Source organism: uncultured Proteiniphilum sp., from assembly GCF_937873925.1.
Classification (GTDB): Bacteria; Bacteroidota; Bacteroidia; order Bacteroidales; family Dysgonomonadaceae; genus Proteiniphilum.
The window spans coordinates 44,058-59,349 of sequence record NZ_CALNAT010000235.1; the positions used below are offsets into that span (position 1 = coordinate 44,058).

Below are 15,292 nucleotides of genomic sequence, written 5' to 3' on the forward strand. Positions count from 1 at the left end.
ACCATCCCAGATCCAAAATCCTATATCTCAAGTCTTGGTTCTTAACGCTAAAAATCTTTATTCTTATGAATGTGAACAATCGACTCATCATAAAAAACGGAAAGGTCATTTTCTCCGATAAAATAGAAGATAATGTGACCATTGTATGTGAGAATGGAAAAATAATCGATATCGTAAAACCGGAAGAGGTTGTTTTCGGTAACGGAGATGTGGTCATAGACGCGCAAAACAAATATATATCTCCGGGCTTCATTGATATCCACACCCACGGCGGGGGCGGACACGACTTTATGGACGGAACCGTCGAAGCATATCTTGGAGCGGCAGAAACACATGCCAGACACGGAACTACCGCGCTCTTGCCGACTACTCTCACCAGCACTTTTGAAGAGTTGATGAAAACATTCTCCACCTACAAGGAAGCAGTAAAGCAGAACAATAAGGGAGCCAAATTTCTCGGCCTGCATCTTGAAGGTCCCTATTTCGCGTATAACCAACGGGGCGCCCAGGATCCCCAATACCTTAGAAATCCCGAACCGGAAGAGTACAATAAGATCTTAGCGGCATCGGACGATATCGTTCGATGGAGCCTGGCGCCGGAACTGCCTGGTGCGTTAGAGTTCGGGAAAGTACTCACTGAAAGGAATATCCTTCCTGCAGTCGCTCATTCCGACGCTATTTACGAAGAGGTGGTGAAGGCGTTCAACGCCGGATTCTCTCTTGCCACTCACTTGTACTCAGGCATGTCTACTATCACCCGGAGAAACGCGTACCGTTATGCCGGCGTGGTCGAAGCCGCTTATCTGATCGACGGGATGGACGTAGAGATCATCGCCGATGGTGTCCATCTGCCCAAATCCCTTCTTCAGTTCGTTTATAAATTCAAAGGTCCCGACAGAACCGCGCTTTGTACCGATTCAATGCGGGGAGCAGGCATGCCCGACGGAGAGTCCATCTTAGGCAGCCTGGACAAAGGACAGAAGGTGATCATTGAAGATGGTGTAGCCAAACTGCCGGATCGTACGGCCTTTGCCGGGAGCGTTGCCACCACCGACCGCTTAGTCAGAACCATGGTGAATATAGCGGAAGTGCCTTTGGTGGAAGCAGTAAGAATGATGACCCTAACACCGGCCCGCATGATGAAGATAGATCAGCAGAAAGGATCTATCCGGAAAGGGAAGGATGCCGATTTTGTTATTTTTGATGATAATATTAATGTTTCACACACAATTTTAGAAGGAAATGTCATATACGGAAACTAACACGAATGTAATCACATTCACAAAAGGAATGTTGGAAGTAAAAATCTTCCATACGCGAGAAGAGATGGGTAAAGAAGCAGCAGCCAATGTGTCGGATACCATCCGGCAACTGCTCAGGAAAAAAAATGAGATCAATATGATTTTCGCCGCTGCGCCATCGCAAAGTGATTTTATGAAAGAACTGATTGCCGATGAACGCATCCGGTGGGAAAAGATCAATGCCTTTCATATGGACGAATATATAGGATTGGAAAAAGATGCACCGCAAGGATTCGGCAATTTCCTCAGGGAACGCATCTTCGATAAAGTTCCTTTTAAAAGTGTTCATTACATAAATGGACGGGCGAAAGATCCTTCCGAAGAATGCGAAAGATATGCCGGCTTACTGAATCAATATCCTGTTGATATTGTTTGTCTTGGAATCGGAGAGAATGGCCACATTGCCTTCAATGACCCTCCTGTAGCTAACTTCAGAGATCCGAAGCGGGTAAAAGTGGTGGAACTGGATATGCCTTGCAGGCAGCAACAAGTAAATGAGAACCTGTTTTCCGGCATAAAACTGGTGCCTACCCATGCCGTCACAGTCACTATACCTGCCTTGATAAGCGCTAAATATATGTTTTGTATGGTGCCTGCCAAAAATAAAGCCGAGGCCGTTTATCGCACATTAAATGAGGAAATCAGCGAAAAATGTCCGGCCACTATTCTGAGAACAAAAGAAGATGCCAGACTATACCTGGATGAAGAAAGTGCATCATTACTGGATTAAAACAAGATAATAGTTTGAGACAAGCATGAGAAAATTCACATAAAGTACTGTCTAAAATCGTCTTGCGTCTTGGCTCTTATATCTAAATTTTCAATCATTATGAGACTAAAAATTATTTTATCAGCTATTTTGTCCGGGCTTTTATTAATTGCCCAGGCACAAATAAAGATCGGAATTATCGGGTTGGATACCTCCCACTCCGTTGCATTCACCAAATTTCTGAATGGAGAAGATAAAAAAGAAGAATTCAAGGAGTTTAGGATCGTAGCCGCCTATCCTTACGGATCAAAAACCATCAAAACGAGCTACGATCGCATACCCGGTTATATAGAGCAAGTAAAGGAATTGGGAGTTGAAATTACTCCATCCATTGCCGAACTTTTGGATAAGGTCGATTGCGTGATGCTGGAAACCAACGATGGGAACTTGCATCTGGAACAGGCCTATGAAGTATTTAAAGCGGGGAAGATCGTTTTTATCGATAAACCGATAGGCGCTAATTTAGCTCAATCTATTGCTATTTTTCGACTGGCTAAACAATACAACGTGCCTGTCTTCTCATCATCAGCTTTAAGATATGTCTCTCAGAGCCAAAAACTACGTAATGGAGAATTAGGTAAAGTGTTGGGGGCTGACTGTTATTCTCCCGCACATATCGAACCATCGCACGCCGATATGGCATGGTATGGAATACACGGCACTGAAGCTTTGTTTACCGTTATGGGAACAGGCTGTGTTTCAGTAAACCGTATGTCTTCAGAAGGAACGGACGTGATAGTCGGTCTTTGGGACGATGGAAGAATTGGTACCGTAAGAGGGGCCCGTACCGGAAAAAGCCCTTATGGGGGAAATGCTTTCACGGATCAGGGTGTCGTCTCAACAGGAGTATATGAGGGTTATGAAGCGCTGTTAAAGGAAATACTAAAATTCTTTAAAACCCGTGTTTCTCCTGTAACTGAAAAAGAAACGCTGGAGATATTCACATTTATTGAGGCTGCTGACATCAGTAAAAGCCAAGGGGGAAAGATCATTTCTATGGATGCAACTTATCAGAAAGGCATAAAAGAGGCCCAAAAACTGATCCGTAAACTAAAATAGCAGCAAAATGAAGAAAGGTTGGTTAATTATTGCCGTCGGATTGATATTTTTTTCATGCATGCAAAAAAATAACACCCCTCCGGGAGATCAAACGGTGTTCACCGGAGAAGCGGGAGAGATAAAATTAATTGTCCCGGCTCCGGGGCATTTCCATGCCAATCTGCTTCAAAAAAGCGCCATATTGCAAGTGGACGATTCTGTATTTGTATATGCAGCCCCCAAAGATGCCGGCTTAAAGCAATATCTTTCGGCCATTGAATCTTTCAATCAAAGAGACGAAAATCCTACAAACTGGCAAACAGTTGTTTATATCGGTGATGATTTTCTGAATAAGATGATAACCGACAAAAAGGGAAACGTAGTTGTACTTGCCGGTAATAACAAAGAAAAGACCGAGTATATTCTCAGTGTGGTAGATGCCGGATTAAACGTTCTGTCTGATAAACCGATGGCGATTAATCGGGAAGATTTCCTTTTATTGGAAGAAGCATATGCTAACGCCGAAGCACAAAACGTATTGTTATATGATATGATGACCGAGCGTTACGATATGCTCAATATTATCGAAAAAGAACTTATCAATGACCGGGAATTCTGCGGTGAACTACAACCGGGAACACCGGAAGATCCCGCCGTGTATATGGAAAGCGTGCATCATTTCTATAAAGAAGTATCCGGAGTACCTTTGATCCGTCCGGCATGGTATTACGATGTGGAACAACAGGGAGAGGGTATCGCCGATGTAACCACACACCTGATCGATTTGCTGTTCTGGAAATGTTTTCCCGGTCAGCCTATTGATTATACACGGGATATCGGAAATATCTCTTCCACTCATTGGCCCACTGAAATTACATTGGCGCAATTTACAAAATCGACCGGTGAAACAGCTTTTCCCGATTATCTGCAAAAATATCTCGACAATTCCATACTGAAGGTATATGCCAACGGAAACGTCCATTTCGATGTAAAAAACCATCCTGTGAGTCTAAAGGTTATTTGGAATTACCAGGCTCCCGAAGGTAGCGGAGACACCTTCATGTCGGTTATAAAAGGGACAAAAGCCATTCTGAAAACAGTACAGAACAAGGAACAAAATTTTGTAAAACAGTTATACGTGCAGAAGTCCGAAGGATTGGATGAAAATGAATTTTCCGGTAATCTGCAAAAAGCGATCGGAAAAATCCAAACGACTTATCCTTTTGTTTCTGTTTCGCCTACATCCAATAAGGGGGAGTATCTCATCAACATTCCTGTGGAAAACAGAGAGGGGCATGAATCGCATTTCAAATATGTTGCTGAAAGCTTTTTCAACTTTTTAGCAAACCGCACTATGCCTGAATGGGAAAAAAACAATACTTTAGCAAAATATTACATCACAACAAAAGCTGTAGAAATTGCAAAGGATAGGGATTGACACCGGCGGAACTTATTACGGATCATCAAAGATGTTCCATGGTTCATTAAAGAACATCATGGGTACACGGTTCGATATACTTATCATCGATCAGAACAGATTGAAATCTCAAGAGATTTGGAACGATATAGTGTTCGAACTTCGACGGCTCGACCAGATTTTTAATCGCTTTGATAGTACAAGCGAAACTTCAAAAATCAATTGCGAAGCTATTACTGATCCTGTTCATGTAAGCCCGGAGATGTGGTTCATCCTGAGAAGTTGCCAAATTTATTATACACGCACTTTGGGATTGTTTGATATTACATTAAATGATTTTTCAAAAGTATTGCTGGATGAAAAAGCACATACTGTGATTTTTTCGAAAAAAGATATTTCATTGGATTTCGGAGGCTACGCTAAGGGATATGCATTATTGAAAATTAAGGATTTAATTTATCAAGCCGGAGTGCAACATTGTTTTGTAGATTTCGGAAATAGTTCTATATTGGGAATTGGTCACCATCCTCACGGAGATTCATGGAAGGTGAGCATTGAAAATCCATATGACCAGAATGAAATTTTGGATGAGATTTCTTTAAAGGATCAGGCGCTTTCGGTATCCGGAAATACTCCTTCGTACACGGGGCACATTGTACGGCCTACATCAGTAGAATCGGTGAAGGCACATAAGGTAGTCTCGATTACCTCGGATGATCCGCTGGATGCCGAAGTGCTAAGCACGGTTTTCATGATGACCAATGATATGGAGAAGAAGCGAATTACAGAAAATTTTAAAGTACAAAATATAGCAGAATATAGTTTATAGGAGTATTGAAGTAATATTATGTCGAAAAGAAAATCTAAACAAGTAGACACAAGCCTGCGACAATTTATCAAAGACTTAGGCTACGTTTCGGGTGGTGCCGCGCTTTTGGCTACGACCCCCTGGTTGCAGTCATTTACCCCGGACAAAGCCAAAGAAATAAAAAAAGAGAAAGCCAGGATAGGATTTATTGGAACGGGTTCCAGAGGGACGTATAACATACACGCCATATTGTCTCTACAACATGCCGAAATTGTGGCCCTGTGCGATATATATCCTCCGAACCTGAAAGAAGCATCCGGTCTTTGTCCCAATGCGAAGACATACACCGACTATCGAAAGATGCTGGAATCTCCGGACATCGACGGAGTTATTATATCTACTCCGCTTTATCTGCATGCCCCCATGACATTGGATGCCCTGAATGCAGGAAAACATGTGTATTGCGAAAAGGCAATGGCATTAACCATGGAGCAATGCAAAGCAGTTTACGATGCATATCAAGAAACGGATAAAGTACTCTATTTCTGCGTACAGCGTATGTTCGACAAGAAATATATAAAGGGAATGCAAATGATCCACTCCGGCTTGATCGGTGATATCGTGGGAGAACGTTGTTATTGGTTCAGGAATCATGACTGGAGGCGTCCCGTACCTTCCCCGGAACTGGAACGCCAGATCAACTGGCGTTTGTATCGGGATTATTCAGCCGGCCTGATGACTGAATTGGCATCCCATCAATTGGAAGTATGTTGCTGGGCTATGCAGATGGTGCCTGAATCAGTAGTAGGAACAGGAGACATTGTATATTGGAAAGACGGAAGAGAAGTATATGATAGTGTAAGCCTGGTATATCACTACTCCAACGGAGTCAAAATCAATTATGAATCGCTTATTTCCAATAAATTCAATGGGATGGAAGACCAGATACTGGGCAATAAAGGAACCATGAACCTTGCTACCGGTATTTATTATCTGGAGGATGAGGCCGGCGGTAAAAAATCCGGAATTGAACAATTGATCGGGCAGATAGGTAATAAATTATATGCCTCCGTACCCGCTGCCGGCCCGAGTTGGCGCCCGGAAACGAAAGAGAAATACATTGCTCACAATATCCTTGAAGGTGAGTTTCATGTGAATGATGGCCTATCCATGATTGGTGCATTAAAAGATGGTTCCGATGAAATTCTGTCTGCATTTTGTCAGGCTTGTATTACCGGTGAAAAAGGGAAAAATATCGTGGAAGAAGCGTATCTCGCTACCATGCTTTGTCATATGGGGAATCAGGCGATGGCAGAGCAAAAGAAAATCACTTTCCCCGAAGAATACAAAATTCCTTATATGAAATTCTCTTAGAAAAGATTCCTCACAATTATTATTACTTTACTATTAAAGGAATACTCAGATGAAAGACTTAATTATAACGTCGAGGCAATTAAAAAAAGAAATATACATTCTTTCAGCCTGCTTTGCCGCAGCATTTTTGACGAACATCGTTTCAATCATCATATTCAAAACACCTTGGTATGAAATATTTACTCAAATAGGATACGTCGTAGTTATAACAATTGTGCTATATCTGATCATTGTTTTTTCCCGATTTATAATTTATCTGGCAGGCGGACTTATAAAAAAGTAATGCCTCTTTTTCAATTATTAGATTTTTATTCACTTGAAACGAGCATGTCAACCATGTGCACCCATATGCATGATTAAAACGGGTTCCATACACTTTAATGAAAAATAAAATAATCGTATGAAACCGATATGTTTAAAATAATCATTAAACACCCGAAGGGAATGATTATTTTAAATATCAAAGGTTCCATACACCGAAAAGAAAAAAATAATCGTATGAAAATACTGTTCTGTATTGCATTGTTTCCTATTGCATTGATATCTTATGCTCAAGACAATCAATTAGCAAAAAAAGAAAAGAAGGCCGGGTGGATTTTATTGTTTGATGGGAAATCTTTGGATGGTTGGCGTGTGGCTGGTGATAGTGTTATGTATCCGGATGCAGGATGGAGTGTTGAGGACAACTGTTTGAAGGTGGAGTGGCGTGAAGGCAATAGAAACAGAAATATCATTACCCAAAGTGAGTTTGCCGATTTCGAGTTTTCAATCGAATGGAAACTAGCTCCTGCGGCGAATAGCGGTATCATTTATCACTGGGGTGATGAATTCACGGAAGCACCTCTGTGTATCGGGCCCGAATACCAAATTATTGATGATTTGGGTTGGCCTGCCCCGCTCTCTGAAGATCATTTTACCGGTGTCGATTACGAGATGCATGTAGAGCTGAAAAACAAGAAGTTGAATCCGGTTGGAGAATTCAATGTTTCGAAAATTATTTTTCACAAAGGTCATGTTGAACACTGGTTGAACGGAAAAAAGATTGTTGAATTTGACACATGGACCCCTGATTGGTATGCACGCTTGGGAAAAAGTAAATGGGCTACATCGTCATGTTACGGTGAAAATAAAAGTGGTGCATTTTTGCTTCAGAATTACCGTAATTGTAAATTGTGGTTTAAAAACATAAAAGTAAGACCCTTATAAAAATTCACACCCTGTCAACCAATAGAAGACAATTCATTCAACATATTGAGAATTTTTTTGATGCCATCCGAAACAGGACATTGGTGGATGCAGATGTGCTGTTTGCTCACATATCTTCGAAGTTTGAGAATAATGTTTATCAACATTTTCATCTGAGACCCCTCTTCTCGCTCTAAGACATTTGGAATTAATGATACTCTATTCGTGCTTGAACTTAAAATTCTAAAGCTATTATATTATCATCTAATTACGGCCAATTCTTTTTAGATTGAGGTCTGTTTTCAAATAAATTGATTAAATAAAATACAAACTGATTTTGGCTCGTTGTTTAGCTTTTATCGTAAACATATAAAAGCCCCAAACATTAACGTTTTTTGAAGATATGATTTCGCAAAATAAACTTTTGTAAATTGTATTCTAATTTTCTTTGTATACGTATAAGTCAAGTTTATATTTTAACAAATAAGAACGATTTATCAATAATGAAAGAATAGTAAGCACAATCAGGTTAAAAACTTTAAAGCGGTCTTTCATATTTAAATAAATTTGAGAAAAAGAATTACCTGTGGCGGATATCCATAGCTGAGAGGGACAGGAATCCCAATCTTACTCAAAATCCGAACTGGCGAAACAGAATGGTTCAGGTTTTAATTTTCTCACCTTTCCAAAAACAAAAGAGGCGAGAATTATCTCTAAACTTTATGTATGGTGAAATATACAGTTTTTATTGTTCTTGTATTGTTTGGTTCTTTTTCTTCTTTATACGGACAAAATATATCGGGGATAAAAGAGTACGGGCAGGAATATGTCACATATCCATTTTCCGATCCTAACCCTATACCTGTATTCGGGAAAATATATCCATACTACAGATATGACGGATTTACTGAAAGATCAGAGAAAAGGTCATGGAAAATTGTTGAACTCGAAAATGATTTTCTTAAGATAAAGATCTTTCCCGAAATTGGAGGTAAAATATGGTCCGTTATTGACAAGACAAACGGTAAAGAGCTATTTTATGGCAATGACGTCGTGAAATTCAGGGATATCTCCTTACGAGGGCCATGGACAAGCGGTGGTATCGAGTTTAACTACGGAGTCGTAGGACATGCCCCTTCCTGTTCTTTTCCTGTGGACTATATGACAAAGGTGAATGATGATGGAAGTGCAAGTTGTTTCATAGGGGTTTTGGATTTGTTGACAAGAACCCGTTGGACTGTTGAAATAAACTTGCCTAAAGATAAAGGCTGGTTCACTACCCGTTCTTTTTGGCATAATTCCACCTCAGGAACCCAACCTTATTATAATTGGGTGAATACGGGCGTACTTGCCAAAGACGACCTGGAATTTATTTATCCGGGAAAACACAATATCCGTCACGATGGTATCGCCTTACCCTGGCCAATAGATTCTTCGAGAAATAAAAATCTGACCCGATGGATTGAAAATGACTTTATAGGCTCTAAATCATATCATATTATGGGTACTCATAGTCCTTATTTTGGAGCTTATTGGGCTTCGGAAGAGATCGGAATGATGCAGTACGCCGACAGGGATGAAAAATTAGGACGCAAAATTTTCAGTTGGGCATTATCCGATCAGGGGAATATTTGGAAAGAATTGCTCACCGATAGTAAAGGGCAATATGTAGAACTTCAGAGCGGAAGACTTTTCAATCAAAATATGGAAATCAGCAGCCTTACACCTTTTAAACAAATCGGGTTTATACCCTATGCAACTGATACATGGAACGAATATTGGTTTCCGTATAAAGATACGCAAGGTGTGAGTAATGTAAATTTGGAGGGAGTCATATATGTCAGTCAGGATAACGGATTGTTTTCTCTCAGATTGTATCCCTTGCAAAGAATAGAAGATACGCTTAAGTTTTATAACAAGCAAGGGGAATTACTTCTTATGCAGGAGGTATCGTTGAAAGTTGCAAAGACCTACGAATTTCAGACCTCCCTGCTGAAAACTGATTCTGTTCATTCAATAAGGTTATGTAACAAAATATTATGGAGCAGTGAAAGCGTTGATCTTGAAAGGCCTGTGGATAAGAATGATCAATTCAATTGGGATACGGCGCAGGGGCAATATCTCAGGGGACGGGACCTTTCGGGATTAAAGTTGTATGATCAGGCCGAGATATTTATTCGTAAGGCTTTGGAATATGATAACTATTTTGTTCCTGCATTGACGGAAATGTCCCGTCTTTTTTATCATAAAATGGATTATGATTCGGCATTCCATTATGCATATAAAGCATTATCCGTTGATACATACGACCCTGCGGCAAATTTTGAATATGGGAGAGCGGCATTAAAACAAGAAAAATATTACGATGCGCTGGATGGATTTGAAGTCGCCAGCCTTTCTCTTCCGTACAGAAGCGCCGCATTTACCGAACTTTCCAAAATATATACACTGAGAAAAGAATACTCCAAAGCAATTGAATATGCGGAAAAAAGTTTAGTAAATAACCGACACAACATAGAGAGTTTGCAGTTACTCTGTTTACTGACCCAGTTAACGGGAGATGAAAATCATACGGTTCATTTTGCAAACCTGATCAGATCAGGAGACCCATTCAATCATTTTGTCCGGTTTGAAGAATACCTGCAAAACAAAACTTCTTTGAATCAGGAAATTTTCCAGGATCAGATAAGAAGTGAAATGCCGGAACAGATTTACCTTGAATTAGGGATCTGGTATAATTCTTTAGGATTAAAAGAAAGGGCATTGGAAGTTTTCAGGCTTGCCCCATCTAATCCCGAGATAAAGTATTGGGAAGCTTTTCTGAAAAGTGATGCTATAGAATTAGAAAAAGCAGAGAATCTTAATCCCGATTTTATATTTCCTTTTCGCGAAGAAAGCCGGCAAGTGTTTGAATGGGCAAAGAATAACGGTAGTGAATGGAAAGCAAGCTATTATCTATCTTTATTACATGCATCCAGGAATAACAAGAACGAGGCTATTAAATTACTTGTTTCCGTGGAAGACAGACCGGATTTCGCTCCCTTCTATATTGTCAGATCTCAGTTGATCATTGATGAGGATGCCGAAAGAGATATACAAAGGGCGATTTCGTTAACTCCGGCAGAATGGCGATATGTACATGAATTAACGCGGTTTTATTTAAGTAAATCAGAAACACGGAAAGCGTTAGATGCGATTACCCCGTTTTATAAAGAAAATTCATCCCATTTTCCAACGGCAACTTTATATACAAGAACATTGATTCGAAATAAACAATATAAGGATGCTGAAAAAGTCTTGACGGATATTCACATTTTACCTTTTGAAGGAGCCAGGGATGGCAGGTTACTCTATCAGGAAACCAAGTTAATGTTGGCTGCTACAGCTTTGAATGCCGGAAATTTAAAACTAGCTTCAAAGAAAATTGAAGAAGCCAATCTTTGGCCTCGAAATTTAGGCGTGGGAAAGCCGTATAATGAAGTAATTGACTCAAGGGTAGAAGATTGGATAAGTGCTATGATCTACACTAAAGCGTCCAATTCGGAGATGAAGAAAAAATATCTCGGAAAGGTAGCATTTACATCGTTAAGCCAAAATTCCCCGAATACCCTTTTGCAGTGTATTGCTCTTTATCAATTGGGTGAATTACAAAAATCAGAGGAGTTATTCTATCAATGGAAGAATAATCAGAGAGCAGGAAACATGCAACAATGGGGAGAGTCGTTCTATAAGGAAAATAGAGAAAAAAATAATCCTTTCGATTATGAACGGACAATTCGGATCATCGGGCTTATTTCCGGGACGGAAGACACAAGATTATTTTAATATTTTAGCAGAACACAAATGATTATGATTAAAAAATGGAGTTTATTCTTTCTTTTGTTTATCACTTCTGTATTTTACATGTTTAGTAAGGATAAACAGGTTTATCTCTATCAGGTAGATCCGTTAATTAAAGTCCTTAAAGAAAGAAATTATTTCAGGGACGAAACGGACACGATCAGGGTAGCAAGGGGAGAAGTTGCCAGTGTGCAAATTGTTGTGCAAGGGTTGACAGAAATTAGAAATATGCAGGCAACCGTGACCCATATATCCTCCGGTCTCTCCAAACTGGCGGGAGCCACAACCGGCTGGGTAGGATATGTTCGCGTTGGACGCTCTTATAATCCGCCATCAAAAGATATCATCAGGTCAGTATCCGGTTATTTCCCCGATCCCATTATACCTGATTCCGCCTTTTCCATAAAACCCGGCGAAATACAACCTTTATGGATCAGCATACCCACAGATGCGGCAACAGTTCCCGGTTTATATAAGGGAACCGTAGAGATTACGGGAGAAGTAGGAAAAAAGAAAAAAGCATGGTATAAAGAGTTTTATATCCGGATTTATCCGGTTACGTTAGGCAAGTCACCTTTGTATATTACGAATTGGTCGGCCCATTTTAATCCTGTAACTCTCTCTTATTTGAATAATAATAACCCTGTGGAGGCATATTCTCCGTTATACTGGGAATTGATCGGGATACATGCTAAACTGATGGCTTCGCATAGGCAGAATGTTCATAGGATATACCCTATCTGGCATACGTTATATACATATAATGACGGGAAATATACTTTCGATTTCAGCAGGTTCGATAAAGAAGCGGAAATTTTTGATGCTGTAGGGGCTTTGGAGAGAATAGAAGGAGGTCATCTGGCCTGGCGCTCCGGTGCATGGGACGATCCTTTCTTCGTGGAAGTGCCCCTTCCCGATAATGAGGAAACCGCCCAATTACGTGTATCGCCCAACCCCAAAAAAGTTGAAAATGGAATCAGGTTTACGTTGCTCCCTGTCGAGGATGAAAGAGCAAAAAATTTCATTACACAATTCTTACCTGCTTTCAAGCAACATCTTGAACAAAGAGGGTGGCTGGACAGGTACATGCAGCATATTGCAGATGAACCGACGGCTAAAAATGCATCTTCTTACGTCACCATTAGCAATTATATTCATGAGTTTCTGCCCGGGGTCAAGGTGCTGGATGCGGTGTTGACTTCGAAAGAGTTAGCCGGAGCGATTGATATTTGGGTTCCTGTACTCAATGTTTTACATAACGATTATGCTTTCTATCAGGATTTGAAAAAAGAAGGAAAGGAAATTTGGTTCTATACTTGCGTCGGTCCCAGGGGTAATTATGCGAACAGGTTTATAGAGTTACCACTCAATCAGACAAGATATTTGCATTGGATCAATTATAAATACGATGCTACCGGATATCTGCATTGGGGCCTTAATTACTGGGTAGAAGACCAGTTAAATGCAGATGCTTCGAGAGATAGGGGAAGATTGCCGGCAGGAGATAATTGTATCATATATCCCGGATATCGCAAGCTATACTCTTCTATCCGGTTTGAAGCTATGAGAGACGGGATTGACGATTATCAGCTCTTGAAGATGGTGGAAAGGAAAGATGAGAAAAGAGCTAAAAGATATGCTGACGCTATTATCTTTAATTTCAACGATTATGAAGCGAGTGTAACTTCTTTCAGAAGTGTTAGAAAGCAGATATTGGATTTCCTGAGCCAACCATAATAAAACTATATTTTTTTTAATTTATAGACATCATTATAGATTATTTTATGAAGCCTACATGTTTAAAATTTCACCTGCTGCTGTATATCATTTTTTTCTCTGTTTCATGTGTGACCACGAAACAGAATGAAGTAAAAATGATCGAATTGAAAGAACCGAAACGTCCCGCCGGACAGGAAAATGTGCTGCAACTTGCTGTTGATCCGATTCCAACCGTCAGAATCGGCTTTATAGGGGTGGGTAACCGGGGAGGAGCAGCCCTTAGAAGATATATCCATCTGGAAGGTGTTGAAATTAAGGCTATCTGCGACCTGAAAGAGGATATGGTAAAGAGAGGTCAGTCCTATATTCAAAATAATAATCTTCCCCCGGCTGCGGAATATATTGGAGAAGATACATGGAAAGAAGTTTGTGAACGGGATGATATCGATTTAATCTATATATGCACCGATTGGCTGACCCACACCCCGATGGCTGTCTATGCCATGGAAAAAGGAAAGCACGTCGCCCTAGAAGTCCCGGCAGCGGTAACTATCGAAGAATGCTGGCAGTTGGTCGATACGGCAGAAAAAACAAGAAGGCACTGCATGATGCTGGAAAATTGCTGCTATGATTTTTTTGAACTAACTACCTTACATATGGCTCAGCAAGGAGTATTCGGAGAGTTTGTCCATGGAGAAGGCGCTTATATTCACGACCTTAGATCCCAATTGAAAGATGTAGAGGGCTGGCGCGTGAAATTTTACGAAACTTATACCGGAAATCCTTACCCGACACATGGTTTCGGCCCTATCTGCCAGGCGATGAATATACATAGGGGAGACAAAATGAACTTCCTGGTATCGGTCTCTTCCGATCAATTCGGAATGTCTGCCCATTTAAAAGAGCTGTATGGCGACGGCTCTCCTGAATCACAGATAAAGCATACATTAGGGGATATGAATACAACCATCATCCGCACCGAGAAAGGGAAAACAATAATGGTACAACATGATGTAACCAGTCCCCGCCCATACAGTCGCCTTCATACATTAAGCGGAACAAAAGGTTTTGCGCAAAAGTATCCTATACCCTCTATAGCTTTGGATCCGGATGCTCATCAATTTTTGCCGGAAGAAAAGTTTAATGCCCTAATGAAAGAGTATGAACACCCTTTTATAAAGGAGATAGGAGAGAAGGCTAAAAAAGTGGGAGGTCACGGTGGAATGGATTATATAATGGATTATCGTTTGATCCATTGCTTAAGAAACGGGTTACCCCTTGATATGGACGTCTATGACGCTGCAGAATGGTCATGCCTTGTGGAGCTTACGAAAATATCCACTACAAATGGCGGGAGACCTGTAAAAATCCCTGATTTTACCAGAGGAGATTGGAATAAGCTACAGGGATTAAAATTTTTTTAGCAAAAATGGCATATACCGGACAGAGAATAATACAATAACAGAGTATGAAGAATAACAGCAGACGAAAATTCATCAGGCAGGCATTTATTTCAGGGGTAGGATTAAGTATGGGGGGGACCTCACTGGCAAATACAACAACAGACAGACCATCAGAAAAACAGATCATACTGCCTGATGTATCAAAATTTACTCCTGCCTCTCCCGATATACCATTTGTTCCGAGAAGAATTGCCAGTTGGTGGAATACAATAGAAGATTTACAATGGTCCCAGAAAAGCATTAAAGATAAGATCAAAAGACGGGCCGAAGCTTTTGCAGAAGCCAAGATTGATATGGTAGTAAATTACGGATTTCATATTCGATTCGATTTTTCCAACTATTTTGGCCAGTTGCATGGGTATATGGCGAATGTTTGTG

11 protein-coding genes are annotated in these 15,292 nt (G+C 40.4%); all 11 read left to right on the top strand.

Translation table 11 applies throughout. The annotated features are described in order from the left end of the window. Window positions 1-65: 65 nt before the first annotated feature. Window positions 66-1,262 (top strand): N-acetylglucosamine-6-phosphate deacetylase, encoded by a 1,197-nt coding sequence (gene nagA, locus Q0502_RS16400; protein WP_298653136.1) that lies wholly within the window; start codon window positions 66-68, stop codon window positions 1,260-1,262. Continuing rightward, on the top strand, window positions 1,243-2,031 hold the full coding sequence (locus tag Q0502_RS16405) for a glucosamine-6-phosphate deaminase (RefSeq protein ID WP_298653138.1): 789 nt from the start codon (window positions 1,243-1,245) through the stop codon (window positions 2,029-2,031). Before nagA ends, Q0502_RS16405 begins: the two co-directional genes overlap by 20 nt. Before the next feature lie 99 nt (window positions 2,032-2,130). Then, entirely contained in the window at window positions 2,131-3,129 is a 999-nt protein-coding gene (locus tag Q0502_RS16410) for a Gfo/Idh/MocA family oxidoreductase (protein ID WP_298653141.1), read from the top strand. Window positions 3,130-3,136: 7 nt separating this feature from the next. Next, a complete protein-coding gene (locus tag Q0502_RS16415) occupies window positions 3,137-4,546 on the top strand; it encodes a putative oxidoreductase C-terminal domain-containing protein (RefSeq protein ID WP_298653143.1) in 1,410 nt (469 codons plus the stop codon). Between the two features lie 31 nt (window positions 4,547-4,577). After that, window positions 4,578-5,354, top strand: coding sequence for an FAD:protein FMN transferase (locus tag Q0502_RS16420; protein ID WP_298653166.1), 777 nt, complete (start codon window positions 4,578-4,580; stop codon window positions 5,352-5,354). An 18-nt stretch (window positions 5,355-5,372) separates the two neighbouring features. Continuing rightward, the gene (locus Q0502_RS16425; RefSeq protein WP_298653146.1) at window positions 5,373-6,707 is read left to right on the top strand and encodes a Gfo/Idh/MocA family oxidoreductase; all 1,335 of its coding nucleotides are present in this window, start codon (window positions 5,373-5,375) and stop codon (window positions 6,705-6,707) included. 411 nt (window positions 6,708-7,118) lie between these two features. Beyond that, window positions 7,119-7,913, top strand: coding sequence for a DUF1080 domain-containing protein (locus Q0502_RS16430; protein WP_298653149.1), 795 nt, complete (start codon window positions 7,119-7,121; stop codon window positions 7,911-7,913). Window positions 7,914-8,618: 705 nt separating this feature from the next. Further along, window positions 8,619-11,717: a DUF5107 domain-containing protein gene (locus Q0502_RS16435; protein WP_298653152.1), complete on the top strand. Its 3,099-nt coding sequence runs from the start codon at window positions 8,619-8,621 to the stop codon at window positions 11,715-11,717. Window positions 11,718-11,741: 24 nt separating this feature from the next. Then, entirely contained in the window at window positions 11,742-13,469 is a 1,728-nt protein-coding gene (locus Q0502_RS16440; protein WP_298653155.1) for a glycoside hydrolase domain-containing protein, read from the top strand. A 137-nt stretch (window positions 13,470-13,606) separates the two neighbouring features. Further along, entirely contained in the window at window positions 13,607-14,875 is a 1,269-nt protein-coding gene (locus tag Q0502_RS16445) for a Gfo/Idh/MocA family oxidoreductase (RefSeq protein ID WP_298653158.1), read from the top strand. Window positions 14,876-14,919: 44 nt separating this feature from the next. Further along, window positions 14,920-15,292, top strand: a 373-nt coding sequence (locus tag Q0502_RS16450; protein ID WP_298653160.1) for a hypothetical protein, incomplete at its 3' end; no start/stop codon positions are given.

Excerpts from the sequence above, each read along its gene's own strand:
- nagA (WP_298653136.1), top strand. The coding sequence starts at position 66 with ATGAATGTGAACAATCGACTCATCATAAAAAACGGAAAGGTCATTTTC.
- Q0502_RS16405 (WP_298653138.1), top strand. The coding sequence starts at position 1,243 with ATGTCATATACGGAAACTAACACGAATGTAATCACATTCACAAAAGGA.
- Q0502_RS16410 (WP_298653141.1), top strand. The coding sequence starts at position 2,131 with ATGAGACTAAAAATTATTTTATCAGCTATTTTGTCCGGGCTTTTATTA.
- Q0502_RS16415 (WP_298653143.1), top strand. The coding sequence starts at position 3,137 with ATGAAGAAAGGTTGGTTAATTATTGCCGTCGGATTGATATTTTTTTCA.
- Q0502_RS16420 (WP_298653166.1), top strand. The coding sequence starts at position 4,578 with ATGTTCCATGGTTCATTAAAGAACATCATGGGTACACGGTTCGATATA.
- Q0502_RS16425 (WP_298653146.1), top strand. The coding sequence starts at position 5,373 with ATGTCGAAAAGAAAATCTAAACAAGTAGACACAAGCCTGCGACAATTT.
- Q0502_RS16430 (WP_298653149.1), top strand. The coding sequence starts at position 7,119 with ATGTTTAAAATAATCATTAAACACCCGAAGGGAATGATTATTTTAAAT.
- Q0502_RS16435 (WP_298653152.1), top strand. The coding sequence starts at position 8,619 with ATGGTGAAATATACAGTTTTTATTGTTCTTGTATTGTTTGGTTCTTTT.
- Q0502_RS16440 (WP_298653155.1), top strand. The coding sequence starts at position 11,742 with ATGATTAAAAAATGGAGTTTATTCTTTCTTTTGTTTATCACTTCTGTA.
- Q0502_RS16445 (WP_298653158.1), top strand. The coding sequence starts at position 13,607 with ATGATCGAATTGAAAGAACCGAAACGTCCCGCCGGACAGGAAAATGTG.